Consider the following 25,208-nt stretch of genomic DNA (forward strand, 5'->3'; position numbering starts at 1 on the left):
AGCAATGTCCCGTGATCACCGCAATCGTGCTGATCGACTGTGCCACCGACGCGATCCCCGAGGTGGCGGAGACCCTGGCCAGCCTCTCCGGCGTCAGCGAGGTCTACTCGGTGGCCGGGCACGTCGATCTCATCGCCATCGTCCGGGTCCGCGAGTTCGACCAGATCGCCCAGGTCATCGCCGGCAGCATCTCCAAGGTGCCGGGCGTGCTCAACACCGAGTCGCACATCGCGTTCCGGGCGTACTCCCAGCACGACCTGGAGGAGGCGTTCGCCATCGGCCTGGCCAGCGCCGACTGACAAGCGCACGCACGGCGGCCGGTCCACCCCACGGGGCGGACCGGCCGTCTGCTGTCGCTACGTCAGCTCACGCTGGGAGCCGGCGTCTCGGTGGTGCCGCCACCCGGTGCCGGGGAGTCAGTGGTGCCCCCCGGAGCTGGCGACTCGGTGCCGGTGCCACCCGGAGCGGGCGACTCGGTGCCGGTGCCGCCCGGGCTGGGCGTACCGCTGGCGCTGGTCTGCGGAACCGGGATGCCCAGCTTGTTGGCGAGCTGCACCAGCTCGTCGTAGTGCGCCTGCAGCGTCGGCAGGGCGTTCTGGGCCAACTGGACCACCGACTGCTCGGAGCCCTGCGAGATCTCCGTCTGGGTGGCCTGGATGGCCTGGACGTGGCCAGCCAGCTCACTGGTCACCCAGAGCCTGTCGAACTCCGCACCGCTGGCGTTGTTCAGCTTGTCGATGACCGCCTGCTGATCGGCGCTGGGCTCGTTCGGCAACTCCACGCCGAGCTGGGACGCGGTCTGCTGCACCGTCTGGTCCAGCTGGGTGTGGTCGGTCTTCAGCATCGCGCCCAGGTCCTTGACCCCCTGGTCCTGACCCTTCTGCTGAGCCAGGTCACCGGCGGTGATCTCGAACAGGTTGACCTGGTGTACCGCCTGCAGGTACTGGCTGTCCTGCGTCGACGGCTGTGCCGCGGCCTGCGCGGCCGCAGCCGGCGCGACCCCGACCAGTACCAGCGCGGCCAACAGGCCGAGGCGTTTGATACCCAACATGCTTCCCCCCCTTGAGACGTTGGACCGCACGGATACCCGGCTCACCGGGGTTATTCCTGCGATCGCCCGTCGCGCGGGGTCGACCGGTCCCGCCGTGGCCGTCCGACTCCTGGCCGGATGGGCGGTGGGTGCGAATACGACGTGGCGCCCGCCGGAATCCGGCGGGCGCCACGTAACGGTGCGTTCGGGCTGGTCAGCGGCGGCTGTCGCCGCTGGTGATCTCCTCGCGCTCGGGTCGGGGCTCGACCGGCGGGTGCCCCGGTGAGACCGGCGCCTCGACCGGCTTCTCGATCGGGTAGAAGAAGCCCCGGATGGCCGGGCCGAGTGCCCCGAGCCGGTTCATCTTCTTCGGCACGACCCAGCCGACGTACTCCAGCTCGCCGTGGCCGTCCGCGTGCCCGTTGGACGCGCTGAGCGGCTGGTGCACCTCGACGAACCGACCGTCCGGCAGGCGCCGGATGATGCCGGTCTCCACGCCGTGCGCGAGCACCTCCCGGTCGTGCTGCTGCAGACCCAGGCAGAGCCGGTATGTCACGTAGTACGCGATCGGCGGGATCACCAGCAGACCGACCCGGCCGGCCCAGGTCATCGCGTTCAGGCTGATCTGGAACTTGTCGGCGATCACGTCGTTGCCGCCGGAGAGCGTCAGCACGATGTAGAACGCGACGGCCATGGCGCCGACCGCGGTCCGCGCCGGAACGTCGCGGGGACGCTGGAGCAGGTTGTGGCTCTTGCGGTCCTTGAGGTGCCGGGCTTCCAGGAACGGATACATCGTCGACAGGCCCACCATGATGCCGGGCAGCACGACCGTCGGCCAGAACAGCGGCGGGATGACGTACCCGTCACCGATCGGGATGTTGATCTCCCATGCGGGCATGAGTCGGGTCGACCCGTCCAGGAACATGACGTACCAGTCGGGCTGGCTGGCGGCCGAGACCACCCACGCCTCGTACGGGCCGAACAGCCAGATCGGGTTGATCTGGAGCAGACCGCCCAGCAGCGCGATGACGCCGAAGACGACCATGAAGAAGCCGCCCTGCTTCAACGCGTACCGCGGGAACATCCGCTCGCCGACCACGTTGTTGTTGGTCCGGCCGGGGCCGGGCCACTGGGTGTGCTTCTGCTTGAAGACCAGGCCCAGGTGGACACTGATCAGGGCGACGAGCAGACCCGGGATGAGCAGCACGTGGGCGATGAACATCCGGCTGATGATCATCGTGCCCGGGAACTCGCCACCGAAGATCGACGAGGTGACCCAGGACCCGATCACCGGGATGGACAGCATGATCGCCGAAGCGATCCGCAGGCCGGTGCCGGACAGGCCGTCATCCGGCAGGCCGTAGCCGGTGAAGCCGGCCAGGAAGCCGACCCAGAACAGCAGCGAACCGATGATCCAGTTGGTCTCGCGCGGCTTGCGGAAGGCACCGGTGAAGAAGACCCGCAGCATGTGCACGACGATCGAGGCCATGAACAGCAGCGCCGCCCAGTGGTGCATCTGCCGCATCACCAGACCACCGCGGACGTCGAACGACAGGTCCAGGCTGGAGGCGTACGCGGCGGACATCGGGGTGCCCTGCAACGGCGCGAAGCTGCCGTTGTAGACCACCTCGGTCATCGCCGGCTCGTAGAAGAAGGTGAGGAACACACCGGTCAGCAACAGGACGATGAACGAGAACAGCGCGATCTCGCCGAGCAGGAAGGACCAGTGGTCCGGGAAGACCTTGTTCAGCAGTTTGCGCAGCGGGGTGGCCACCTGGAAGCGGTCGTCCACTCCCACCGCGGCCTTGCCCGGCGTCGCCGCAAGGTCGAACTTTCGACGCTTCATGGCCGCTCCCAGAAATCAGGCCCAACGGTCTCAGTGTAGTCGGACTTCGCCACGAAGAAGCCCTCGGAATCCACCTCGATCGGCAACTGCGGCAGCCGCCGGCTGGCGGGGCCGAAGATGGGCCGGGCGTTGTCGGTGATCAGGAACTGGGACTGGTGGCACGGGCAGAGCAGCCGGTTGGTCTGCTGCTCGTACAGGCTGGCCGGGCAGCCCGCGTGCGTGCAGACCTTGGAGAACGCGGCGAAGTTGCCCCACATGTAGTCGCCGTGGCCGACGCTCGGCCGCGAGTTGGCCTCCCGCGACTTCTGGGCGTCCGCGTCCCGCAGGTGGATCAGCAGCGTCGGGGAGTCGGCGTGGATGTTGCTCACACCGTGCTCGATGCCGGGGAAGACCGTCAACTGGCCACCGGCGCTGACGTCCGCCGGGCGAACCGGGCGGCCGTCCTCGCGGACCAGCCGGATCTTCTGCCCACCCTCGGCCGGGGCGAACCCGGTGGTGAACATCTGGTTGTTCTTGTGCGGCTGGGAGATCAGACCGCCGACCAGCGGCGCCGCCGCGACCGCGGCGACCGGCGCGAGACCGGCCAGCAGCGAGATGCCGAGCAGCGGGCGACGCTTCACGCCCAGCTCGTCGGCCATGTAGAGCATGGTCTGGCCGGTGATGGTGCGGCCTTCGGAGTCCACCTGGCCCTCGTGCCGGTCCTGGATCGAGACCTCCTTGGGCAGCAACTTCTTGCCCCAGGTCAGGATGCCGAAGCCGACAGCCAGCAGCGCGATGCCGAGGGTGGCACCCAGTAGCGGCGTGTACCACTTGTCGCCGCCTCGGCCCGGCTCGTACTGCCACGGCCACCAGATGTAGATGGCCAGGAAGGCCGTCGCGGCCAGACCGGTGATCAGGAAGAACCCGGCGACCACGCGGGTCAGCCGGCGCTCCGCCTTGGTGCCGGGCAGCACCTGCGGCTCGTAGTGGACGATCTCGATGTCGTCCCGACGCGCGCCCTCGCGAACGATGTCGAACCGGGTCAGCTTGGGGTCGTTCAGGTCGAGCGGCTCCTGGCCCTGCGGGGCCGGGTGCTCGGTGTGGGTGCTCATGCCGTCACCTCGCTACGGGTGGCGCCGAGCGGCGCCACAGCACTGAATCGGATGATCCGCTCGGTCACGACTTGCCCGCAATCCACAGGCTGGCGAAGACGAGCGCCACGATGCCAACCAGGAAGATCGCCAGGCCCTCGGTGGACGGGCCGTACCGCCCGAGGTTGAACCCGCCCGGGTCCTGGTCGTGCTTCAGCGTCTCCTGGATGTAGGCGATGATGTCGGCCTTCTGCTCCGGCCGAAGCTGGTTGTCGCCGAACACCGGCATGTTCTGTGGGCCGCTCAGCATGGCCGCGTAGATCTGGCGGTCGGTCGCGGGGTGCAGGCTCGGGGCGAACTTGCCCGAGGAGAGCGCGCCGCCACCACCACCGAACGCGTGGCACTGCGAGCAGTTGATCCGGAACAGCTCGCCGCCGGACGCGACGTTGCCGTCCTCGTGGAGGTCGTCGCCCGCGGGCACGACCGGGCCGCCACCGAGCTCCTGGATGTACTGGGCGAGCTGACGGGTCTGCTCGTCGGTGAAGACGGGGGGCTTGCGGTGCGCCTGGGCCTCCTGGCGGGCCAGCGGCATCCGCCCGGAGCTGACCTGGAACTCGACCGAGGCCGCGCCGACGCCGACCAGGCTCGGCCCGCGACCCTCGACGCCCTGGGCGTTGCGGCCGTGACAGGTCACACAGCTCACGTCGAACAGCGCCTTGCCCTCGGCGGCGGCGCCGGTCAGCTGCGGGTTGTCCTGCGCCTGGGCACCGGGGGCGAAGACGGTGTAGGCGCCGCCGGCCAGCATCAGCGCGGCGATCAGCCGGACCGCGGCGCCCAGCCGGCGGCGGCCCCTGCTGCGCGCGGCGGGCCGCTCGCGCAACCGCGCGAGCAGACCGCGTCGGCGGTCGTTGTCAGAAGTCATGAGCGGTGTCCTTAACCGGTTGGACCTGTCTCAGGGGACGGAGCAGCAGCGCGGAATGTGACGCGCAAGATCACTGAAGCCAGTAGATCATGGCGTACAGCCCGATCCACACGACGTCGACGAAGTGCCAGTAGTACGACACGACGATCGCCGAGGTCGCCTGCGCCGGGGTGAACCGGCCCATGGTCGTGCGGACCATGAAGATGATGAAGGCGATCAGACCGCCGGTCACGTGCAGGCCGTGGAAGCCGGTGGTCAGGTAGAACACCGACCCGTACCCGTCTCCGTTGATCTTGATGCCGTCCTCGACCAGGTGCCGGTACTCGTTCAGCTGGCCGAGCACGAAGATCAGGCCCATCACGAAGGTGACGGTGAACCAGCGCCGCAGCGCGTGCACGTCACCCTTCTCCGCCGCGAAGACGCCGAGCTGGCAGGTCACGGAGGACAGCACCAGGATCACCGTGAAGGTGGTCGCGTACGGGATGTTCAGCGCCTCGGTGTGCTTCTCCCACTGCTCCGGCGCAGCCGCGCGGATCGAGAAGTACATCGCGAACAACGCCGCGAAGAACATGAGTTCGCTGGAGAGCCACACGATCGTCCCGACGCTGACCATGTTCGGTCGGGTCAGAGAGTGGATCCGGCTCTTGTCAATGGCTGGGGCCGCAGTCACGCCGTCATTATTGCCCCTGACCGGGGCCGGCGATCAGCGGGGTGGCAAACCTGCGCCTTCCGTGGCCCGACCGTCAGGGTCCGGTTCGCCTGGCCTAGCCTGAAAAGCGTGCTGCACGTCGATTCGATCTTCGCCGCCACCTCGGCCCCGCCGCCGTTCACCGTCGGCGCGGTGCTGACCGAGACCCGGCTGGACAGCTGGCTGGCCCTCGGCCTGGTGCTCGCCGCCGGCCTGTACCTCTACGGGGTGTACCGGCTGCGCCTGCGGGGCGACCGCTGGCCGGTCGCCCGCACCGTGTTCTTCCTCGGCCCCGGGCTGGGTGGCATCGCGCTGGTCACGGTCAGCGGGCTGCACGCGTACGACACCGCCCTGCTGTCCGTACACATGATCCAGCACATGGTGCTGTCCATGGTGGCGCCGATCTTCCTGGCGCTGGGCGCGCCGATGACCCTGGCGCTGCGGACCCTGCCGGTCGGGCCGCGCAAGCGCCTGCTGGCGATCGTGCACAGCCGCGTCGCCCGGGTCTACACGTTCCCGCTCGTGGCGTTCGCCATCTTCGTGGTCAACCCGTTCGTGCTGTACTTCAGCGACCTGTACCGCTTCACCCTCGAGCACGCCTGGGCGCACGAGCTGGTGCACGCGCACTTCATCATGACCGGCTGCGTGTTCTTCTGGCCGCTACTCGGCCTCGACCCGCTGCCCGGCCGCTGGCCGTACCCGGCGCGGGCGCTGCTGATGCTGCTCTCGGTGCCGTTCCACACCGTGCTCGGCCTCACCATCATGCAGAGCACCACGCTCTTCGGCGGCGACTGGTACCCGTCGCTCAACCTGAGCTGGGCCGACCCCAAGGCGGACCAGGTGGTCGCCGGCGGCATCCTCTGGGCCGGCGGCGAGTTCGTCAGTGTGACCATGCTCGCGGTGCTGGTCGTCCAGTGGGTCAAACAGTCCGAGCGCGAGGCCCGCCGGGTCGACCGCGAGCTCGACCGCCAGGAGGCCCGCGACCGCGCCGCCGACGCCGCGGCCGCCTGAGCTGCCCGGACGGTACGCCCCGAGGGGTGGCGGCGGGCGGGATGTCGGCTACGTCACCCCGACCGGTACGATCGGCGGGCAGCTACGAGGTGGGAGCAGGCCCGGCCAATGAGTGAGCACAGCGAACGAACCGTCACGCGCAGTGCGATGGTGCCCCACGACGGCACCGCTCACCGTCCGGCTCCCGGCCGAGGCCGCCTCGAGGCCATGGGATATCACGAAACGGCCGGTACCCGGACCGTTCGGCGAAGCGGAGTGCCGGCATGAGCGATCGTCTTTGCACCGTCCTGCTCTACAGCGACGACCCGCAGGTCCGTGATCGGATGCGGTTGGCCGTCGGCACCCGACCGGCGCCCGGCCTGCAGATCGAGTTCGTCGACGCGTCGACCTACGCGGAGACCATCCGGCTGGTCGACGACTACGAGATCGACCTGCTGCTGCTCGACGGCGAGGCGAGCCCGGGTGGCGGCATCGGCATCGCCCGGCAGATCAAGGACGACCGGGACGACGCTCCCCCCACCTGCCTCGTGATCGCCCGCGCCGCCGACCGATGGCTCGCCGCGTACGCCGAGGTCGACGCCACGCTGGTGCACCCGCTCGACCCGGTGACCACCGGAGGCACGGTGGCCGAGCTGCTGCGGACGCACGCACCCGCCTGACGTCCCCAGCGATCCGGCACCGTCACGGCGTCGGATCCGCCGACGCCCGTTCCAGCCCACCCGCACTTCGCATGCTCGGGAGGCCCGCCATGGGCGATCGGACCTGGCCGCACCTGCTCACCTCGCTGCTGCACGGCGAGGAGTTGTCCACCGCCGACACCGCCTGGGCGATGGACGAGATCATGACCGGCTCGGCGAGCGCGGTGCGGACAGCGAGCTTCGCCATCGCGCTGCGGGCCAAGGGCGAGACCCCCGCCGAGCTGGCCGGTCTCGTCGAGGCGATGCTGGGTCGCGCGGTCCCGGTGGTGCTCCCCGAGGAGACGCGCCGCACCGCGCTCGACGTGGTCGGCACCGGCGGTGACCTCGCCCACACGGTCAACATCTCCACCATGACCGCGCTCGTGGTCGCGGGCACGGGCGTACGCGTGGTGAAGCACGGCAACCGGGCCGCCTCCTCCCTGTGCGGCACCGCCGACCTGCTGGAGTTCCTCGGCATCCCGCTGGACCTCGACCCCGAACAGGTGGCCCGCTGCGTCGAGGAGGCAGGCATCGGGTTCTGCTTCGCGGCCCGACACCACCCCGGAATGCGGCACGCCGGCCCGGTCCGCCGCGAGGTGGGTGTGCCCACCTTCTTCAACTTCCTCGGCCCGCTCACCAACCCGGCCCGCCCCCGCTCCGGCGCGGTCGGCTGCTTCGACGCCCGAATGGCCCCGGTGATGGCCAGCGTGTTCGCCGCCCGCGGCGACTCGGTGCTCGTCATGCGGGGCGAGGACGGCCTGGACGAGTTCACCACGGCCGCGCCGACCCGCGTCTGGGCAGCCCAGGGCGGCACCGTACGCGAGGCCGTGCTGGACGCGACGGATCTGGGGGTGCCCCGGTCCACCCTCGAGGACCTGCGGGGCGGTGACGCCGCGTACAACGCCGGCGTGACCCATCGCCTGCTGGCCGGTGCGGCGGGTCCGATCCGGGACGCGGTGCTGGTCAACGCCGCCGCGGCGCTGGCCACCCAGGGTCCGCTCGACGGCGACCTGACCGAGGCGCTGCGCGCGGGCATGCACCGCGCGGCCGAGTCGATCGACTCCGGCGCGGCCGCCGCGACCCTGGACCGCTGGATCAAGACCGCCGCCGCCCTCGCATCAACCCCCGTCTGACCGCGACCCGCAAGCCGGCCAGCACCGCCGCCCACCGACCCACCCACGCGCCGCCCACCGACGCGCCCCGCACCAACGCGCCGCCCACCAACGCGCCCCGCAGCCCACCGCCGGGCCGCCCGCCGACCCACCGCCGGGCCCGGCCGCCCACCGCCGGGCCGCCCCCGACCCACCGACGCGCCCCGCCGCCCACCGCCGGGCCGCCCCCGACCTGCCCGACGCCGCGCCACCGCGCCGACCGATCGCCTGCCGCTCTCCGACTCACCGTCCGCCGCTCTCCAGCCCTTGATCGACTCGGGATCCTTGAATCCGTGGTGTCCGACTGCCGCCCGGTCCTTGATCCACTCGACTTTCTTGAATCGGCGGTGTCCCACCGCCCCGATTACCGCGATTTCAATGAACGCGAGTGGATCATGCTGCCCGGCCCTGCGGGTTCGGCCCTACGGCTCGGCCCTACGGCCGAACCCTGCGCTTGGACCTGTGCCCGGCTCTGCGGCGGGACCCTGCGGCGACGCCTCGCGACGGGAACCCTGCGACGGGAGGAACCGTCCGACGGGTGTCTGCAGCGGCGCGCTGCGACGGGACCCTGCGACGAGGCCCTGCAGCAGCGCCTCCGACGGGGCTCTGCCGCAGCGCCCTGCGACGGGGCCTCGCGACATGAGACTCCCGCGCCCAGCCTCCTGCACGCGGCCGAGTGACGACACCCCGCGCCCGTCCTGCGGCTGGGCCGAGCCACGCGGACGGCGGTGAGCCCGTGTCGGGCCTCCCCGCCAGCGCTGGCCGGAGATTTGTCGGACCCGCGTGGAAAACTACAGGCGAGTGGTTCTCCGCTTCCGTTGTGCGTCGTTGTCGCATCCGGGGGCGGTTCACCTGGAGTGAGAAGGAGACACCCGTGTCGCACCGCGAGCTCTACTGCGATGTCTGCGAGGACGTGGCGCCGTTCGAGGCGCCGCCCTGCGTCGACGGCCACGACACCGACTGTCCCGAGCTGATCTGCACCGGCTGCGGCGCCGCCGTGGTGATCGCCACGGTCGCCTTTCCGGTCACCCGGCTGGCCGAGCGCCGACGCCACCAGCCCGCCCATCGCCGCGCCGCCTGAACGCACCGCCCCGACCAGCACCGCCCCGACCAGCACCACCCCGCACCGCCCGGGTCGGGCTACGACGAAGGCCCGCTCCCAGGGGGATGCGGGCCTTCGTGACGTACGGGTCGGCCGTGACGGCGACCGGGTGGATCAGTGCTCGGCGGTGCGCCGGGTGCCGCTGTAGTACTCGAACAGCAGCCCGCAGGCGGAGAAGACGACCGCCAACAGACCGGCGCCGATCAGCCAGTACTGCCAGAACACCATGCCGAGCGCGGCGATCGCGGCGGCCAGTGCCAGACCGAACGGCCAGTAGCTGCCCGGGCTGAAGAAGCCGACCTCACCGGCGCCGTCGGCGATCTCGGCGTCGGGACGGTCCTCCGGGCGCAGGTCGATGCGGCGGGAGACGAACCAGAAGAAGCCACCGCACATCGAGCAGAGCAGGAACGACAGCAGCAGGGCGACGGTGCCAACCCACTCGACGCCGCCCGACTCTCCGTGCGTCCACGCGCCGTAGAGGATGGTGGCACCGGCGAGGAACCCGGCAATGATCAGGAAGATACGCCACTCGGTCTTCATGCGGCTGCCTCAGCTTCCCGTGCGGGCCGGAGCTTTGTCCGGGTTGAAGTTGTCCTGCGTCCGCCGGGTCTCGAACGGCTGCGTGGTCGTCGCGTACGGCTGCTCGCCGATCTGGGTCAGCGCGTCCTGGGTCGACTTGCCGCTCTGCTTGGCGGCCAGGAACTGGTCGTACTTCTCCGGCGAGACCACCCGCAGCTCGAAGTTCATGAACGCGTGGTAGCTGCCGCACAGTTCGGCGCAGCGCCCGACGTAGGCGCCCTCGGCGTCCAGACTGGAGACCTCGAACACGTTGCGGATCTTGCCCGGCATGACGTCCCGCTTGAAGAGCAGCTCCGGCACCCAGAACGAGTGGATGACGTCGCGGCTGGTCTCCTCGAAGCGGATGGACCGGCCGGTCGGCAGCACCAGCACCGGAATGACCTCGCTGGTGCCGAGCGTCGACGCGGTGGTGCGGGCCTCGGTGCCCTGGCCGTCGCGGTAGTTGAACTGCCAGTTCCACTTGAAGGCGACGACCTCGACCGTGACGTCCGGGTTCTTCGACAGCTTGTCGACGTCGGTCTGCACGATCGCCGTGTAGTAGAAGAGCACGGAGACGATCAGGATCGGCGCGATGGTGTAGAGGAACTCCATCGGCAGGTTGTAGCGGGTCTGCACCGGCAGCGCGTTGCCACGCTTGCGGTAGCGCACGACGCACCAGAAGATCAGGCCCCACACGAAGACGCCGACCGCGAGGGCGGCGATGCAGGAGGCGATCCACAGGTCGTACATCCGCTTGGACTCCGGCGAGATGCCGCCCTGCGGCCAGCCGAAGCCGTGGAAGGTCTGACCCACGTCACAGCCCGTGAGCAGGATCAGCAGCGCCACGCCACTGAGACCGAGCCCGGCCAACCGACCAGCACCACGCCCCCGGCGTCCACCGACCCCTGGCGAAGCGCTGTGCCGTACGGCCGACGGCCGTACCTCCGAACTCCTTGCGACCACCTGGTCCTGCCTCCCTAGCGCGCCGCGGTGCGTCTTTCGTCAGCACCGGCGGCAAAGGCGTCACCGACGGTCGCAGATTACTCGACCATGACGGACTCGACCGTGGTGGGGTCACTGTCCGCCCCCATCGGGGGGATCCTGGGCATACCGCCGCGATAGCGTTGCAACCTGTGAGCGCGAGGAGTGAGCCGGGGTTGCGAGCCCCGCAGTCGCGAACGAGCGACGGCACCGTGAGCGCGAGGAGTGAGCCGGGGTTGCGAGCCCCGCAGTCGCGAACGAAGGCGGATCTGTGAGCGCATCCCCGGTCTACCTGGACGCGGCGACCGCCGCGCCGATGCATCCGGTCGCGCGGCAGGCGTTGTTGGCCGCGCTCGACGACGGCTGGGCCGACCCGGGCAAGCTCTACGCCCAGGCCCGTCGGGCGCGGCAACTGCTCGACGCCGCCCGCGAGGCCACCGCGGTGACCCTCGGCGCCCGTGCCGACGAGGTGTCGTTCACCCCCAGCGGTACGACCGCAGCCCACGGGGCTGTGCTCGGAGGCCTGGCGGGGCGGCACCGGGTCGGGTCGGCGTTTGTGCACTCGGCGATCGAGCACTCGGCGGTGTTGCACGCGGCGGAGTGGCACGTCGCGAGGGGCGGGACCGCCACCGGGGTGCCGGTCGACAGGTTGGGCCGACTGGACCTGACCGCGTGGTCGGCGGCGGTCCGGGCCCCCGGTGTCGCGTTGGCCGCGCTGATCACCGCCAGTCACGAGGTGGGGACGGTGCAACCGGTCGCCGAGGCGGCCGCCGACTGTGCCGACGTGGGGGTGCCGCTCTACGTGGACGCCGCGCAGTCGGTTGGCCGGGTGCCCCTGCCGGCCGGTTGGTCGGTGCTCACCGCGAGTGCCCACAAGTGGGGCGGCCCGCCCGGGGTGGGGGTGCTGGTGGTGCGTAAGGGCACCCGTTGGGAGTCGCCCTGGCCGGCCGACGAGCGGGAGGGTGGTCGTACCCCCGGGGTGGTGAACCTGCCCGCGGTGGTGGCGGCGGCGGCGAGCCTGCGCGCGGCGGCGGCCGACGCGGCGGCGGAGGCGACCCGGCTGGCCGCGTTCGTGGATCGGATCCGGGCGCGGGTCGCGGTGGACGTGCCCGACGTGGAGGTGGTGGGTGACCCGGTGCTCCGGCTCCCCCACCTGGTCACCTTCTCGTGCCTGTACGTCGACGGGGAGGCGCTGTTGCATGCTCTGGATCGGCGGGGCTTCGCCGTGTCGTCCGGTTCGTCCTGTACGTCGTCGACGCTGCGCCCGTCGCACGTGCTGGAGGCGATGGGGGTGCTCTCGCACGGCAACGTGCGGGTCAGCCTGCATCGGGAGACGACCGAGGCGGACGTGGAGCGGTTCCTCGGCGAGTTGCCGGGGATCGTCGCCGGGTTGCGGGCCGAGGCTGGGGTGGTGGGGCTGTGACGATGCCACACGAGGTGATCGACTGTCGGGGTCAGCGGTGCCCGCTGCCCGTGATCGCGGCGGCCCGGCGGCTGCCGCAGGTGCCGGTCGGCACGGTGGTCCGGGTGTTGGCCGACGACCCGGCGGCGGCGGTCGACATCCCCGCTTGGTGCCGGATGCGCGGCCAGGAGTTCGTGGGCGCGGTAAACGGCCCAGACGGCCCCGCCTACGACGTCCGCCGCCTGCACTAACCCCCAAGCCCCACGCCGATCTTGCACTTTCTGCCCCGGCTAAAGGACACAAAAGCCGCGATACGGCGACACAAGGTGCAAGATCGGCGAAGCTGGGGTGAGGGCTAGGCCGGGAGGAGGTGGGGGCGGATCTCGTCTGCTGCCTCGTCGCCGTAGGACTCGGCCAGGCGCTTGACGAACAGGTCGGCGCGGATGTCGTACTCCTGGGTGCCGACGGTCTCCAGCACCAGCGTGGCCAGCAGCGAGCCGACCTGGGCGGCGCGCTCCAGGCCGACACCCCAGGAGAGCGCGGTGAAGAACCCGGCCCGGAAGCCGTCGCCCACGCCGGTCGGGTCGACCGCCCGGGTCTCGCGGGCGATCGGGACGTGGATGGGGTCGATGTCCCGCCCGACGATCTCCACACCGTGCTTGCCCAGCGTGGTGACCCGCACCTTGACCAGGTCCAGCAGTTGGGCGTCGGTCAGTTGCGCCTTGCTCTGCAACAGCGACTTCTCGTAGTCGTTGGTCATCAGGTAGTCGGCGCCCTCGATCAGCGCCACCACGTCCTCGCCGGGCATCCGGGCGAGCTGCTGGGAGGGGTCGGCGGCGAACGCGTACCCACGGGTGCGGCACTCGGCCGAGTGCCGCAGCATCGCCTCGGGGTCGTTGGCGCTGACCAGCACCAGGTCCAGGCCGCCGATCCGGTCGGCGACCGGGGCGAGCTCGATGTTGCGGGCCTCGCTCATCGCGCCGGCGTAGAACGACGCGATCTGGCACATGTCGGTGTCGGTGGTGCAGACGAACCGAGAGGTGTGCGCCACCTCGCTGACGTGCACGGAGTCGCAGTCGACGCCGTGACGCTCCAGCCAGGAGCGGTAGTCGGCGAAGTCCGCCCCCACCGCGCCGAGCAGCACCGGGCGCAGGCCCAACTGCCCCATGCCGAAGGCGATGTTCGCCGCCACGCCGCCGCGACGGAGCACCAGATCGTCTACCAGGAAGGAGAGGGACACCTTGTGCAGCTGATCGGCGATGAGCTGGTCGGCGAAGCGACCGGGGAAGCTCATCAGGTGATCGGTGGCGATCGAGCCGGTCACGGCGATCTTCATATCAACCCTCGGGGTAGGGAGCAGGGCGCGGTCAGCCTACCGGCCCGGCAACCTGCCGGTGGGACCTCGGTGACCGGCCCGTCACCGCCACTTCGGGACCGCTCCCAGCCCCACCAGCGCAGACGGGGCCGTCCCGAAGGACGGCCCCGTCTGCGCTGGAGTGGTGTGACTCAGTTGAACGAGTCACCGCAGGCGCACGAGTTGCCCGCGTTGGGGTTGTCGATGGTGAAGCCCTGGGCGTCGATCCGGTCGGCGAAGTCGATCGTCGCGCCGGACAGGTACGGGGCGCTCATCCGGTCGACGACGACCCCGACACCGCCGAAGTCGGTGACGACGTCACCGTCGAGCGAACGCTCGTCGAAGAAGAGCTGGTACCGCAGGCCGGAGCAGCCACCCGGCTGCACCGCGACGCGGAGCCGCAGGTCGTCGCGGCCCTCCTGCTCGATCAGGGCCTTGACCTTCTGCGCCGCGACGTCGGTGAGGACGACGGAAGTAGGGGCCTGGGCCTCGGTCGACTCGGTCTGCGCTGGCGTGGTCACGTGGAAGTCTCCCTGCGCGGTGTGGGTCCGGACGCACTGGCCAACGCCGTGCGCCGTCCAGTGATTCCCGGTTGTGGTCCTCCGCTGATGGTACGCCGCCCCGGCCAGGCTCACCCGCGTGGCGTGATCGCCGCCGCAGGTCGCCCCGCTGGCGGGCGCTCGGCAGCCTCAGCGGCCCCGCTGGCGGGCGCTCGGAAGCCTCAGCGGCTCCACTGCCGGGCCAGCCGGGCGCCCAGGTCGTGCAACCCCTCCGCGGGCCGGCTCAGGGCGGCGTCGAGCCCGCCGCCCTGGTCGCCACCGAAGTGCTCGACCAGGCTGTACGCATCGGTGACCCCGGCCGAGGCGGCCTCGCGTCGGCCGGTGCTCACCTGCCCGGCCACCACCACGCAGGGCACCCCCCGGTCGCGGGCGGCGCCGGCCACTCCGGCGACCACCTTGCCGCGCAGCGACTGGTGGTCGAACGATCCCTCACCGGTGATCACCAGGTCGACGCTGTCCAGTGCGGCGTCCAGTCCGGTGGCCCGGGTGACCAGGTCGATGCCCGACTCGCAGCCTCCACCCAGGGCGAGGACGGCCGCGCCGAGGCCACCCGCGGCGCCGCCGCCGGGCAGCGCACCGAGCCCGGCCGGGCAGCCGGGCAGATCCCGCCCCACCACGGCCGCGAAGCGCTCCAGAGCCGCGTCGAGCAGCAGCACGTCCGCCCGGTCGGCGCCCTTCTGCGGACCGAACACGTTGCTCGCGCCGTGCAGGCCGAGCAGCGGGTTGTCCACGTCGGTGGCGGCGACGAGCCGGACGCCGCGCAGCCGGGGCGCGCCGTCGAGGGCGTCGACCAGGGCCAGCGCCGCCCCGCCGTACGGCAGCGCGGCGCCCGTGGCGTCCAGGGGGGTCACGCCCAGCGCGGCGAGCATTCCGGCTCCCGCGTCGTTGGTGCCGGAGCCGCCCAGCCCGATCACCACCGTCCGTGCGCCGCTCTCCACCGCGGCGGCCACGAGCAGGCCCAGCCCGTACGACGTGGTGGTCTTCGGGTCGCGTTCGGCGGTGCTGAGCAGGTGCAGCCCGCAGGCCTGCGCGCTCTCCAGGTAGGCGGTCGCGCCGTCCGCGGTGAGCAGGATCTCACCGGCCGCCGGCCGGCCCAGCGGATCAACTGTCGACACCGGTACCCGCCGGCCGCCGAGGGCTTCGGCGAGCACCTGCACGAAGCCCGGCCCGCCGTCGGAGAGCGGCCGGATCAGCAGCTCGTCGCGGTCGGTGACGGTGCGCCAACCGGCAGCCACCGCGGCGGCCACCTCCGGCGCGGACAGGGTGCCGGCGAACTTGTCCGGGCAGAGCAGCACGCGCATGCCGAGCAGTGTGGCAGCCCACACCGCGCGAAGCTGCGTCGCGCTCCTGCTGTGGGACCATGGCTACGTGACTTCGACCTGGGTGGAACCCTCCAACACCGCGACGGCTCTGCTGCTGCTCGGTCGGGGCAGCGACCCCGACACCGAGCGCGGCGTCGAGTGTCCGGGCGACCTGCCGGCGCCCAGCGACCCGGATCTGGTGGCCCGCGCCACGGCCGCGAAGGCGAAGCTGGGCAGCAAGGTCTTCGTGCTGGGGCACCACTACCAGCGCGACGAGGTGATCCAGTTCGCCGATGTGACAGGCGACTCGTTCAAGCTGGCCCGGGAGGCCGCGGCCCGTCCGGACGCGGAGTACATCGTCTTCTGCGGCGTGCACTTCATGGCCGAGAGCGCCGACATCCTCACCACCGACGCCCAGCGGGTGATCCTGCCGGACCTCGCCGCGGGCTGCTCGATGGCGGACATGGCGGTCCTGGGCCAGGTCGAGGCCGCGTGGGACACGCTTACCGAGCTGGGCATCGCCGGTGAGACCGTCCCGGTGACGTACATGAACTCCTCGGCCGACATCAAGGGCTTCGTCGGCCGCAACGGCGGCGTGGTCTGCACCTCGTCCAACGCCAAGCGCGCCCTGGACTGGGCGTTCGAGCAGGGTTCGAAGGTGCTCTTCCTGCCCGACCAGCACCTGGGCCGCAACACGGCGGTGCTGGAGATGGGCCTGTCGCTTGACGACTGCGTGCTCTACGACCCGCACAAGCCCGGTGGCGGGCTCACCCCGGAGCAGCTGCGCGACGCCAAGATGATCCTCTGGCGGGGGCACTGCTCGGTGCACGGCCGGTTCACGCTCGAGAGTGTCAACGACGTACGGGCGCGGGTGCCCGGCGTCAACGTGCTGGTCCACCCGGAGTGCCGGCACGAGGTGGTCACCGCGGCCGACTACGTGGGCTCCACCGAGTACATCATCAAGGCCGTCGAGGCGGCTCCGGCCGGTTCGGCGTGGGCGCTCGGCACCGAGCTGAACCTGGTCCGCCGTCTCGCGCTGGCGCACCCGGACAAGCAGGTCATGTTCCTGGACAAGGCCGTCTGCTACTGCTCGACGATGAACCGGATCGATCTGCCACACCTGGTCTGGGCGCTTGAGGAGCTGGTCGCGGGCCGGGTCGTCAACCAGATCACGGTGGACGCGGACACCGCCCACCACGCCCGCGTCGCACTGGACCAGATGCTCGCCCTGCCCGGCGCGGACACCCCGCCGCCGGCGGCGTCCTGATCACGATCCGTAGTGCTCTTGGTACGCAAAAGCGCCGGATCACCGATTAATGCCACACACGCCGATGTGACCGAGTCCTTTTTCGTCACCGAGGGCTATGCTGCCGGAGCGACGACATACGCGGGCCGTTTCGACTTGGCCGCATCCGGGGTAGCGACAGCGTTCAGGCGCCCCACCAACAACACGGCAGCACCGACGCGCTGGAGGTTGCGTTGACCGACGACGTCCTGGTTGTGCACGGAGGCACTCCGCTCGAAGGGCGGATCCGCGTGCGCGGCGCGAAGAACCTGGTATCGAAGGCGATGGTCGCCGCGCTGCTCGGCGACAGCCCGAGCCGGCTGTTCGACGTGCCGAAGATCCGCGACGTCGAGGTGGTCCGGGGTCTGCTCGGCCTGCACGGCGTCAAGGTCACCGACGGCGCCGAGGACGGCGAGCTCGTCTTCGACCCGGCGAACGTGGAGAGCGCCAGCACCGACCAGATCAACGTGCACGCCGGTTCCAGCCGGATCCCGATCCTGTTCTGCGGCCCGCTGCTGCACCGGCTCGGGCACGCGTTCATCCCGGACCTGGGCGGCTGCCACATCGGCCCGCGCCCGATCGACTTCCACCTCCAGGCGCTGCGCGAGTTCGGCGCCACGGTCGAGAAGCGGCCGGAGGGCCTGCACCTGTCCGCACCGAACGGCCTGCACGGCACCAAGTTCGCCCTGCCGTACCCGAGCGTCGGCGCCACCGAGCAGGTGCTGCTGACCGCGGTCATGGCCGAGGGCGTCACCGAGCTGCGCAACGCCGCGGTGGAGCCGGAGATCATCGACCTGATCTGCATCCTGCAGAAGATGGGCGCGATCATCAAGGTCCACACCGACCGGGTGATCGAGATCCAGGGCGTGCCGAAGCTGCACGGTTACACCCACCGGCCGATCCCGGACCGGATCGAGGCCGCCAGCTGGGCGGCTGCCGCCCTGGCCACCCGCGGTCACGTCGAGGTGCTCGGCGCGCAGCAGGCCGACATGATGACCTTCCTGAACATCTTCCGCTCGGTCGGTGGCGAGTACGAGGTCACCGACGCGCGTGCGCCGAAGCTGGGCGACCCGGGGCAGGAGGGCGGCATCCGCTTCTGGCACCCCGGCGGCGAGCTGAACGCGGTGGCGCTGGAGACCGACGTGCACCCCGGGTTCATGACCGACTGGCAGCAGCCGCTGGTCGTGGCGTTGACCCAGGCCCGCGGCCTGTCGATCGTCCACGAGACGGTCTACGAGCAGCGGCTGGGCTACACCGAGGCACTGAACTCGATGGGCGCCAACATCCAGGTCTACCGGGACTGCCTCGGCGGCACCCCGTGCCGCTTCGGCCGGCGCAACTTCAAGCACTCCGCGGTGATCGCCGGGCCGAGCAAGCTGCACGCCGCCGACCTGGTCATCCCGGACCTGCGGGCCGGGTTCAGCCACCTGATCGCGGCGCTCGCGGCCGAGGGCACCTCCCGGGTGTACGGCGTCGACCTGATCAACCGCGGCTACGAGGACTTCGAGGCGAAGCTCGCCGACCTGGGCGCGCACGCCGAGCGTCCGTAACCTCGCACACCTCCCGTTCGTCACCCGGCCGCGCTTGCGACCTCGATCCGCGCCCGGTGCACCGCGATGTGCACCGGGCGCGGATCGTTGGCTACCCTTGCCGCGTGCCGTCGCTCTTTCGCCGCAAGTCCACTGACCTCGTCGACGAGGCCGTCTCATCGGTGACCACCGAGGAGACCGCCGAGCGTTCCCGGGGTTACACCCCGGCCAAGGGTCGGGAGACGCCGAAGCGGCCAACCGTCGGCCGTCGCCCGGCCGGCCCCACTCGCCCCCTCACCAAGGAGGAGGAGCGGGAGCGTCGCCGCCAACTGCGCGCCGAGGCCGCGTCGGAGTTCCGCCGTGAGGGCGGCCCCCGCGACCGCGGCCCGGAGCGGCTGCTGGCCCGCAACGTGGTCGACTCCCGGCGTACCGTCGGCACCTGGTTCTTCGGCGGTGCGCTGATCGTGCTGATCGGGTCGAACGCGGCGATGCCGGACCCGGTCCGGTTGATCTCCAACGTGCTCTGGGGCGCGCTGGCCCTGGGCGTGGTCATCGACTCGGTGTTGATCTGCCGCAAGATCAGCAAGCTGGTCCGGGAGCGCTTCCCGAAGACCGACCAGCGGATGGGCTCGCTCTTCCTCTACGCGGTCATGCGGTCGATCACCTTCCGGCGGATGCGCGCCCCGGCCCCGCAGGTCAACCTCGGCGACAAGGTCTGACCCCGGCTCCCCGTCCACGCACCACCACGACTTCAGCGAAACTGCTGTCTCCGACGTCTCGGAGGCAGCAGTTTCCCGTTAGTTGCGCGGATCTTGCTCGGCCAGGGGGACGCTGGCAAGCACCTGCTGCTGTTCGTCGCAACGAACGCTGATCCAATGGAGCGAACGCATGCCTCCGGAACCCGCCGCCCCGCTGGCCACCATCGCCGCCGCCCTGCGCCGGGAGCGGGAACGGGTGGGCATCTCGCTGACCGAGCTTGCCCGCCGGGCCGGGGTGGCCAAGTCCACCCTCTCCCAACTGGAGTCCGGCACCGGCAACCCGAGCGTGGAGACGCTCTGGGCGTTGGGTGTGGCACTCGGCGTGCCATTCAGCCGGCTGGTGGAGCCCCTCGACGCCGCCGTACGGGTGATCCGGGCCGGGGACGGGTCTCGGGTCCGCTCCGAGCAGGCCGACTTCACCGGCACACTGCTCAGCGCCGGGACGGCACACCTGCGCCGGGACGTCTACCTGATCGAGCTGGAACCGGGCGCGGCCCGCGCCGCGGACGGGCACACCCCGCGCAGTGTCGAGCACGTGGTGGTCGCCGCCGGCCGGCTGCGGGTCGGCCCTGAGACGGCCCCGATCGAACTCGACCCCGGCGACTACGCGGCGTTCCCCGGCGATGCCCCACACCGCTACGAGGCGCTCGCACCCGGCACGTTCGCCGTCCTCATCCTGGAGCATCCCTGACCGGACGACGATCCGCCCGAGCCAGGCGGCAGTCGAATGCGGTAGGGTCGAAGACCAGATTGGGTTATAGGACCAAATGTCCGAAACCATTGGGATAACGTTTGCGCCCGTGGGCGGCACCACAGTGGCGGTGAGCAAGTCCACGCCGTTACCCTCCATCCGCAGCCACGGCCCGTCGGCGCGGGCGACCTGACCGGCACGCGAGGCCCCCGCACGACAATTTGCAACGAGGTGACAACGCCGTGAGCGAGCGGACGCGAGCCGGCCACCGGGGCGTGGCAGGCGGCGACCGGACGCCCGGCGAGCACCCGGTTGCGGTTGCGGTTGGCTCGCCTCCGGCGGGAACCGGCCGGGCGGCCGGGCACGGCGACAGGCTCGGCCGATGAGCGGCCGCTACCCCGACCGGTGGTCAGACCCGAACGAGCCGTCCTGGGTGGTCGAGCCGACCACCGAGTGGCACCCCCAGTTCCCCGGCCAGCGCTATCCCGGCGACATCGGCGCGGTGCACCAGCCGCCACCGCGCGGCCGCGCGACGGTGAGCGGCCGAGCCGAGGTGCCGTCGCTCGCGCCCACCCGCCCGGACGGCACCTACCTCGGCCGGTCCTGGGCCGACGAACCACCGGAGGAGTCGGCGGTCCACGGCCGGTCCTGGGTGGACGACGAGCCGGGCGAGACACCGAGCTACGGCCGACCCCGGAGCGACGCCCGCTCGGCCGACACGTCCGCCTACGGCCGGAACGACGGCACCGCCCCCCGCACCTACGACCATGAACCGTACCGCCGGCCACTCCCCGAACCGCCCCGACGCGACGATCGTCGCCACCCCGAGTCGGACCGGCGTACCGCCTGGTCCGACCGACGGCCCAGCGACGAGCGAGGCCCGGCGCGGGAGGCCGCCTGGCACCCGGACCAGCCCTCCTCCGAGCGGTACGACAGCCGCCGCCAGCGGCCCGAGCCCGCCGAGCGGGACCGGGGCCACCCGGGCACGCCACCGGTCTCCCCCGCCCCCCGGTCCGACTCCGGTTGGGTGCCGGAGCCGGACGATTCGCCGCGTCGGCGCGGCACGCACGAGCGACCGGCCGCCGGTTACGAACGCCACCCCGGCGACGGGTACGGCGGACGACCCACCCGGGACCGCGACGGCCGGCCGGCCGAGGACCGGGTCGCCGACGGGGCCGACGAGTGGGCAGCCGTGGACGGCCGCCCGCGATACCGCGCCGACGGGCACCCGGACCGCGCCGCCGACGACGCCCGCCGCCCGGATCGGCGCTACCACGCCGACGAGGGAGCCGGCGCACCACCGCCACCCAACGGCGGTCGACGGCACCGCCCCGAGCCGGAGCTGCCCGATCATCCCCGCCGCGACGACGATCGGCGTCGAGCCGACAGCGACCCGCACCGGCAGCAGCCCCGCGAGACCGCGGCCCGCGCCGAGGCGTACCCGGACCGGCGCCCGCGTGAGGAAGCCCGCCCGGACGGCCACCGCGAGCACGCGTACCGCGACGAACGGGCGCACGACAACGCGTACCGCGAGGAACGGCCGCGCGAGCACGCGTACCGCGACGAACGGGCGCACGACAACGCCTACCGCGACGAACGGCCGCGCGAGCACGCGTACCGCGACGAACGGGCGCACGACGACGCCTACCGCGAGCCTCGGCCGCAGTCGAGTCAACGGCCGGACGGCAGCCTGCCCTGGCCGCCGCCGGGTCCGTTGCGCCCGGACCGCACCCGGGAGCCGGGCCACCGCAGCGACCCGCACCGCACCCCCGAGTCGGGTACCCCGGCGCGACCGGACGCCCGGCCCGAGCGACCGGCGGTCACCCCGTCGCGCTACGACGAGCGCCCGGTACGCCCAGCGGCGACGGCTCCGTCGCCGTCCAGCCGGGTCGTGCCGGTTCCGCCGGAGCGAACGATGCCGCCATCGCCCGTCTCCCCCGCCGCACCCGGCCGGGACCGACCGGTGTCGGCTGCCCCGGTCTCCCCAGCCTCCGAGGTGCCCGTCTCGGGTCCACCCGCCGCAAGCCTTCGGCTGGAGTACCTGCCCGCGCCGGTGGACCCGCCCACCTCCGACGAGCGCTCGGACGTCCCACTGCCGCCTGCGCGCCGGACACCGGCCGAACCGGCACCGACTGCCGGGGTGCGCCCCACCCCACCGCCGCGTTACCCCGGCCCGAACACCGCGGACCAGCGGCGCGACGGCGAGCCGACCGCAGACCGCCGCCAGTTCGGTGACGGGTCGGGCACCGGCTCTCCCACCGACCACCGCAGGCCGCCGCACGCCACGGACCGGCCGCACCCCACGGACCGGCCGCACCCCACGGACCGGCCGCACCCCACCGACCGCTCGCACCCCACCGACCGGCCGCACCCCACCGACCGGCCGCACCCCACGGATCGGATGTCTCCGCCGGCGGTCGCGCGGCCGGCTGTCGCGCCACCGCCCACCTGGCAGGTCCCGGCCCCGGCGACGACCCCGCCCGCCCCGACACCGACGGCGCCGGAACCCCCGGCCGCCGAGGTGGCACTCCCGCTCGCCCCTGGCACACCGCGCCGCTACGTACCGCCGCCGCCCTCGGAAGAGCCGGTCGCCCCCGTTTCGGACCCGGACGAGGTTGTGGGTACCCGCGGGCCGGACGCGTGGTTCAGCCCCGCTCAGCCCGCCGACCCCGATCCGAGCGAGCCCGCGCCGAACCGGCAACCGTCCGAGTCAGCCGACAACGAACCGCGCCCGTCCGAGTCGACCGATGATGACCGGCAGCGGTCCAGGCCGACCGACCTTGACGCGGAGCGGTCCGAGCCGACCGACAATGCCGCGGAGCGGTCCGAGCCGACCGACAATGACCCGCAGCGGTCCGAGTCGACCGAGAGTGACCCGCAGCGGTCCGAGTCGACCGAGAGTGAGTCGACGGCCGGCGACCCCGAGCTGTCCACCGCACCGGGCACGGGGGATCGGGGTCTGTCGACATCGACCACTGACGTGCGTCGCGATCTGATCGACGAGCAGGCAGGCAGGTCGACAGCGGCTGACTCTCCTGGGTCGGTGTCCGCGCCGCCCGCTCGCCCGACCACCGGCACCTGGGCTGGCGACCCGCTCGACGACGCGCAGGCAACTGTCGGGCCCGAATCGGTGCAGAACGATGACCGGCCCGACTCCGGTGCCCCCTCCACCGCGACGCCGGCTCACCAGCCCGAAGCCGTAGTCGAGGTCGACGACCAACCGGCCGCCGCTCGCCTGGTCGGGGACACCGATGCCGTTACGCCCGACCGGACGGACGACGCCCCGCCGTCCGATGCCGAGGGCGACCCGAGCACCACCGGGTTGACGGACGGTTCGCGAGCCGACGACTGGTCGGACGACGTCGCACTGCCGGCCCCGCCCGCAATGTCTGATGACAACGATGCACCGATACCGGGACCGCCAGGCTCGGGAGCACGGATCCCGGGAGCCCCGGGCCGGGACGACCACACACCGCCGACCCTGACGCCGCCCGTCGCACCCATCTCCGCACCGCCAGCGCCCGCGCCTACGGCCGCCACGCGATCTGTCTCCGCACCGCCCGCCTCCGCGGAGCAGACCTTCGGGGCACCCGTCTCCGCGACACCGGTGTCTGCGCCGCCCGCGTATGCGCCGCCCGCGTACGCGCCGCCATCTTCGGTGCCACCGCCCGTCCCCGCACCACCGATCGCCCCCATGCCCGTGTCCGCACCACCCGCGTCGACAGAGTCGGCGTCCGTTACCCCTGAGTCCCCCTCACCCGCGTCGACACAGGCGGCCTACGCACCACCCGTCTCCGGACCGCCCGCCGCCCCGGCAGCGCCCGACTCCGCACCACCCGCGTCGACACACGCGGCCTACGCACCGCCCGTCTCCGGACCGCCTGCCTCATCGGTTCCCGGCCCGAGGACCGGCTCGCGCGGGGAGAACGCGCCCGTCTCGGCACCACCCGGCGACGCTGCGCCCGCGGCGATCGGCCCGTCACTGGCCGACCCAGGCGACCCGGAGCAGGTTCTCGCGGCGTACCGCTGGCGGTTGGACCCGGTCACCTTGCGTGAGGAGCTGACGGAGCCGGACGACCTGCGGGCCATCCGGCGGCGGCTGACCGAGAAGCTGGGCTCGGCGATCGACAACCGCGCCCGGGCCCGACTGCTCAGCCTGCGCGCGGTGACCTCGCGGATCCTCGGCGACCTGGACGACGCGCTGGCCGATGGTCGGCTCGCCCTCACCTACGCCGAGGCCACCGGCGAGCTGCGCCGGACCGCGTTGGCCCAGGCGCGACTGGCCCACGTCCTGCGCTGGCGCGGCAACTTCGCCGAGGCCGACCAGCTCTTCGCCCAGGCCAATTCGGTCGAGCTACCCGACCGGTTGCGGGCCGCACTCCACGAGCACGCCGGACGGTCGTGTTACGACCAGGGACGGCTCATGGAAGCCTGCCAGCACTTCGAGCAGGCGCTCGACCTGCGCGGCGCCGGCGACGCCGAACTGCTGGACCGAATCCGGGTGGCCCTCGACGCGGTCGCCGTCCGGGCCACGGCGGACGGCTTCGGGCCGTACCGCCGGGGTCGGGACGAGGTGCTCGACCGTGACCGGCCCCCGGTGCCGGACCGGGACGGGCCGCTGTGGGGTTACACCGGCCCGGACGGCGACGTGGTCATCCCGGCCCGGTACGCCGAGGCGCAACCATTCCACGACGGGCTGGCCTGGGTGCGCCGGCCGGACACCGACCGGTGGTCGCTGATCAACCTGCTCGGTACGACGGTGATCCCGCCCTCCTACCGGGCCGCGCACCCGTTCAGCGACGGTCTGGCCTGGGTGGTCGGCGAGGGCGGTTGGACGGCCATCGACGCGACCGGCGCGGTGCAGGTGGCGCCCAACTTCGCCGAGGTACGACCGTTCCGCCGCGGGCTGGCCGCGGTGCGGCGCGAGGGGTGGGGGGCGGTCGACCGGACGGGCCGGATCGTCGTGCCCACGCGTTACCACGGGTTCGTCACCGAGCTGGCCGACGGTCGGCAGGTCGACGGTTTCACCGACGAGGGGCTCGCCGTGGTCGACGTGGCCGGCCGGCGCGGTGTGGTGGACCGCACCGGCACGGTGCTGGTCCCGCCGGCGCACCCGATGCTGGTCATCCACCCGGTGGCGTTCCTGGTCGAGAGCGGCAACGGGCGGTGGGGCGCACTGGACCGGCGGGGTGTGCCGCTCATCGACCCGGTGCACCGCGATCGCGCCGAGGTGTTGGAGGAGATCGACCGGCTACTCACCGACGCCAACCCGGTGCTCTGAGTCGCCGATCG

The 25,208-nt window shown here is 72.0% G+C and carries 22 protein-coding genes; 12 read left to right on the plus strand and 10 right to left on the minus strand.

Translation table 11 applies throughout. From position 1 onward, the window contains the following. Positions 1-11: 11 nt before the first annotated feature. A complete protein-coding gene (locus tag AB0B57_RS25735; RefSeq protein WP_357074810.1) occupies positions 12-299 on the plus strand; it encodes an Lrp/AsnC ligand binding domain-containing protein in 288 nt (95 codons plus the stop codon). Positions 300-361: 62 nt separating this feature from the next. Here AB0B57_RS25735 and AB0B57_RS25740 read toward each other — a convergent pair whose 3' ends face one another. The 5 genes from AB0B57_RS25740 to AB0B57_RS25760 all read right to left on the minus strand — a co-directional run bounded on the left by AB0B57_RS25740 (position 362) and on the right by AB0B57_RS25760 (position 5,538). Then, positions 362-1,051, minus strand: coding sequence for a DUF4142 domain-containing protein (locus AB0B57_RS25740; RefSeq protein ID WP_357074813.1), 690 nt, complete (start codon positions 1,049-1,051; stop codon positions 362-364). Between the two features lie 193 nt (positions 1,052-1,244). Next, a complete protein-coding gene (locus AB0B57_RS25745; protein ID WP_357074816.1) occupies positions 1,245-2,876 on the minus strand; it encodes a cytochrome b N-terminal domain-containing protein in 1,632 nt (543 codons plus the stop codon). Then, a complete protein-coding gene (locus AB0B57_RS25750) occupies positions 2,873-3,967 on the minus strand; it encodes a Rieske 2Fe-2S domain-containing protein (RefSeq protein WP_357074818.1) in 1,095 nt (364 codons plus the stop codon). Before AB0B57_RS25750 ends, AB0B57_RS25745 begins: the two co-directional genes overlap by 4 nt. A 64-nt stretch (positions 3,968-4,031) precedes the next feature. After that, on the minus strand, positions 4,032-4,868 hold the full coding sequence (locus AB0B57_RS25755) for a cytochrome c (RefSeq protein WP_357074821.1): 837 nt from the start codon (positions 4,866-4,868) through the stop codon (positions 4,032-4,034). Positions 4,869-4,938: 70 nt separating this feature from the next. Next, entirely contained in the window at positions 4,939-5,538 is a 600-nt protein-coding gene (locus AB0B57_RS25760) for a heme-copper oxidase subunit III (protein ID WP_124820713.1), read from the minus strand. A 99-nt stretch (positions 5,539-5,637) separates the two neighbouring features. On the opposite strand from AB0B57_RS25760, the gene AB0B57_RS25765 reads away from it, so the two are divergent. The 4 genes from AB0B57_RS25765 to AB0B57_RS25780 all read left to right on the plus strand — a co-directional run bounded on the left by AB0B57_RS25765 (position 5,638) and on the right by AB0B57_RS25780 (position 9,476). Beyond that, a complete protein-coding gene (locus AB0B57_RS25765) occupies positions 5,638-6,567 on the plus strand; it encodes a cytochrome c oxidase assembly protein (RefSeq protein ID WP_357074973.1) in 930 nt (309 codons plus the stop codon). A gap of 263 nt (positions 6,568-6,830) precedes the next feature. Then, positions 6,831-7,226 carry a hypothetical protein gene (locus AB0B57_RS25770; RefSeq protein WP_088988339.1) on the plus strand — a complete coding sequence of 132 codons (396 nt, stop codon included), beginning with the start codon at positions 6,831-6,833 and terminating at the stop codon, positions 7,224-7,226. 89 nt (positions 7,227-7,315) lie between these two features. After that, on the plus strand, positions 7,316-8,377 hold the full coding sequence (gene trpD, locus AB0B57_RS25775; RefSeq protein WP_357074825.1) for an anthranilate phosphoribosyltransferase: 1,062 nt from the start codon (positions 7,316-7,318) through the stop codon (positions 8,375-8,377). 892 nt (positions 8,378-9,269) lie between these two features. Further along, a complete protein-coding gene (locus AB0B57_RS25780; RefSeq protein ID WP_357074828.1) occupies positions 9,270-9,476 on the plus strand; it encodes a hypothetical protein in 207 nt (68 codons plus the stop codon). 135 nt (positions 9,477-9,611) lie between these two features. Here the strand turns inward: AB0B57_RS25780 and AB0B57_RS25785 are convergent, their stop codons facing one another. Beyond that, complete coding sequence (locus AB0B57_RS25785; RefSeq protein WP_354942519.1) at positions 9,612-10,037, minus strand: cytochrome c oxidase subunit 4; 426 nt, start codon at positions 10,035-10,037, stop codon at positions 9,612-9,614. A gap of 9 nt (positions 10,038-10,046) precedes the next feature. Continuing rightward, positions 10,047-11,018, minus strand: coding sequence for a cytochrome c oxidase subunit II (coxB, locus tag AB0B57_RS25790; protein ID WP_357074832.1), 972 nt, complete (start codon positions 11,016-11,018; stop codon positions 10,047-10,049). A gap of 289 nt (positions 11,019-11,307) precedes the next feature. Here coxB and AB0B57_RS25795 point away from each other — a divergent pair, with 289 nt between their 5' ends. Together AB0B57_RS25795 and AB0B57_RS25800 are read left to right on the plus strand one after the other, a co-directional pair. Then, complete coding sequence (locus tag AB0B57_RS25795; RefSeq protein ID WP_357074835.1) at positions 11,308-12,459, plus strand: aminotransferase class V-fold PLP-dependent enzyme; 1,152 nt, start codon at positions 11,308-11,310, stop codon at positions 12,457-12,459. After that, the gene (locus AB0B57_RS25800; RefSeq protein ID WP_357074838.1) at positions 12,456-12,689 is read left to right on the plus strand and encodes a sulfurtransferase TusA family protein; all 234 of its coding nucleotides are present in this window, start codon (positions 12,456-12,458) and stop codon (positions 12,687-12,689) included. Before AB0B57_RS25795 ends, AB0B57_RS25800 begins: the two co-directional genes overlap by 4 nt. Before the next feature lie 104 nt (positions 12,690-12,793). Here the strand turns inward: AB0B57_RS25800 and AB0B57_RS25805 are convergent, their stop codons facing one another. From AB0B57_RS25805 to AB0B57_RS25815, 3 genes are all read right to left on the minus strand, one after another. Further along, positions 12,794-13,774, minus strand: coding sequence for a carbohydrate kinase family protein (locus AB0B57_RS25805; protein WP_357074841.1), 981 nt, complete (start codon positions 13,772-13,774; stop codon positions 12,794-12,796). A 170-nt stretch (positions 13,775-13,944) separates the two neighbouring features. After that, a complete protein-coding gene (gene erpA / locus AB0B57_RS25810) occupies positions 13,945-14,313 on the minus strand; it encodes an iron-sulfur cluster insertion protein ErpA (RefSeq protein WP_238661535.1) in 369 nt (122 codons plus the stop codon). Between the two features lie 200 nt (positions 14,314-14,513). Next, positions 14,514-15,653: a glycerate kinase gene (locus AB0B57_RS25815; protein WP_357074976.1), complete on the minus strand. Its 1,140-nt coding sequence runs from the start codon at positions 15,651-15,653 to the stop codon at positions 14,514-14,516. Positions 15,654-15,720: 67 nt separating this feature from the next. On the opposite strand from AB0B57_RS25815, the gene nadA reads away from it, so the two are divergent. The 5 genes from nadA (at position 15,721) to AB0B57_RS25840 (ending at position 25,197) form a co-directional block, all read left to right on the plus strand. Next, the gene (gene nadA / locus AB0B57_RS25820) at positions 15,721-16,920 is read left to right on the plus strand and encodes a quinolinate synthase NadA (RefSeq protein ID WP_357074844.1); all 1,200 of its coding nucleotides are present in this window, start codon (positions 15,721-15,723) and stop codon (positions 16,918-16,920) included. A gap of 212 nt (positions 16,921-17,132) precedes the next feature. After that, positions 17,133-18,488 carry a UDP-N-acetylglucosamine 1-carboxyvinyltransferase gene (gene murA / locus AB0B57_RS25825; protein WP_124820727.1) on the plus strand — a complete coding sequence of 452 codons (1,356 nt, stop codon included), beginning with the start codon at positions 17,133-17,135 and terminating at the stop codon, positions 18,486-18,488. Between the two features lie 104 nt (positions 18,489-18,592). Beyond that, positions 18,593-19,186 carry a DUF3043 domain-containing protein gene (locus AB0B57_RS25830; RefSeq protein WP_357074847.1) on the plus strand — a complete coding sequence of 198 codons (594 nt, stop codon included), beginning with the start codon at positions 18,593-18,595 and terminating at the stop codon, positions 19,184-19,186. 169 nt (positions 19,187-19,355) lie between these two features. After that, on the plus strand, positions 19,356-19,916 hold the full coding sequence (locus AB0B57_RS25835) for an XRE family transcriptional regulator (RefSeq protein ID WP_357074850.1): 561 nt from the start codon (positions 19,356-19,358) through the stop codon (positions 19,914-19,916). Positions 19,917-20,298: 382 nt separating this feature from the next. After that, complete coding sequence (locus AB0B57_RS25840; RefSeq protein ID WP_357074853.1) at positions 20,299-25,197, plus strand: WG repeat-containing protein; 4,899 nt, start codon at positions 20,299-20,301, stop codon at positions 25,195-25,197. The last annotated feature ends 11 nt before the right edge of the window (positions 25,198-25,208 follow it).

It is taken from the genome of Micromonospora sp. NPDC049101 (assembly GCF_040648675.1).
Lineage (GTDB): Bacteria > Actinomycetota > Actinomycetes > Mycobacteriales > Micromonosporaceae > Micromonospora.

Bases quoted from the DNA above. Each gene is read 5' to 3' on its own strand.
- AB0B57_RS25740 (WP_357074813.1), bottom strand. From the start codon at position 1,051: ATGTTGGGTATCAAACGCCTCGGCCTGTTGGCCGCGCTGGTACTGGTC.
- AB0B57_RS25745 (WP_357074816.1), bottom strand. From the start codon at position 2,876: ATGAAGCGTCGAAAGTTCGACCTTGCGGCGACGCCGGGCAAGGCCGCG.
- AB0B57_RS25750 (WP_357074818.1), bottom strand. From the start codon at position 3,967: ATGAGCACCCACACCGAGCACCCGGCCCCGCAGGGCCAGGAGCCGCTC.
- AB0B57_RS25755 (WP_357074821.1), bottom strand. From the start codon at position 4,868: ATGACTTCTGACAACGACCGCCGACGCGGTCTGCTCGCGCGGTTGCGC.
- AB0B57_RS25770 (WP_088988339.1), top strand. From the start codon at position 6,831: ATGAGCGATCGTCTTTGCACCGTCCTGCTCTACAGCGACGACCCGCAG.
- trpD (WP_357074825.1), top strand. From the start codon at position 7,316: ATGGGCGATCGGACCTGGCCGCACCTGCTCACCTCGCTGCTGCACGGC.
- AB0B57_RS25785 (WP_354942519.1), bottom strand. From the start codon at position 10,037: ATGAAGACCGAGTGGCGTATCTTCCTGATCATTGCCGGGTTCCTCGCC.
- AB0B57_RS25805 (WP_357074841.1), bottom strand. From the start codon at position 13,774: ATGAAGATCGCCGTGACCGGCTCGATCGCCACCGATCACCTGATGAGC.
- AB0B57_RS25815 (WP_357074976.1), bottom strand. From the start codon at position 15,653: ATGCGCGTGCTGCTCTGCCCGGACAAGTTCGCCGGCACCCTGTCCGCG.
- AB0B57_RS25835 (WP_357074850.1), top strand. From the start codon at position 19,356: ATGCCTCCGGAACCCGCCGCCCCGCTGGCCACCATCGCCGCCGCCCTG.
- AB0B57_RS25840 (WP_357074853.1), top strand. From the start codon at position 20,299: ATGAGCGGCCGCTACCCCGACCGGTGGTCAGACCCGAACGAGCCGTCC.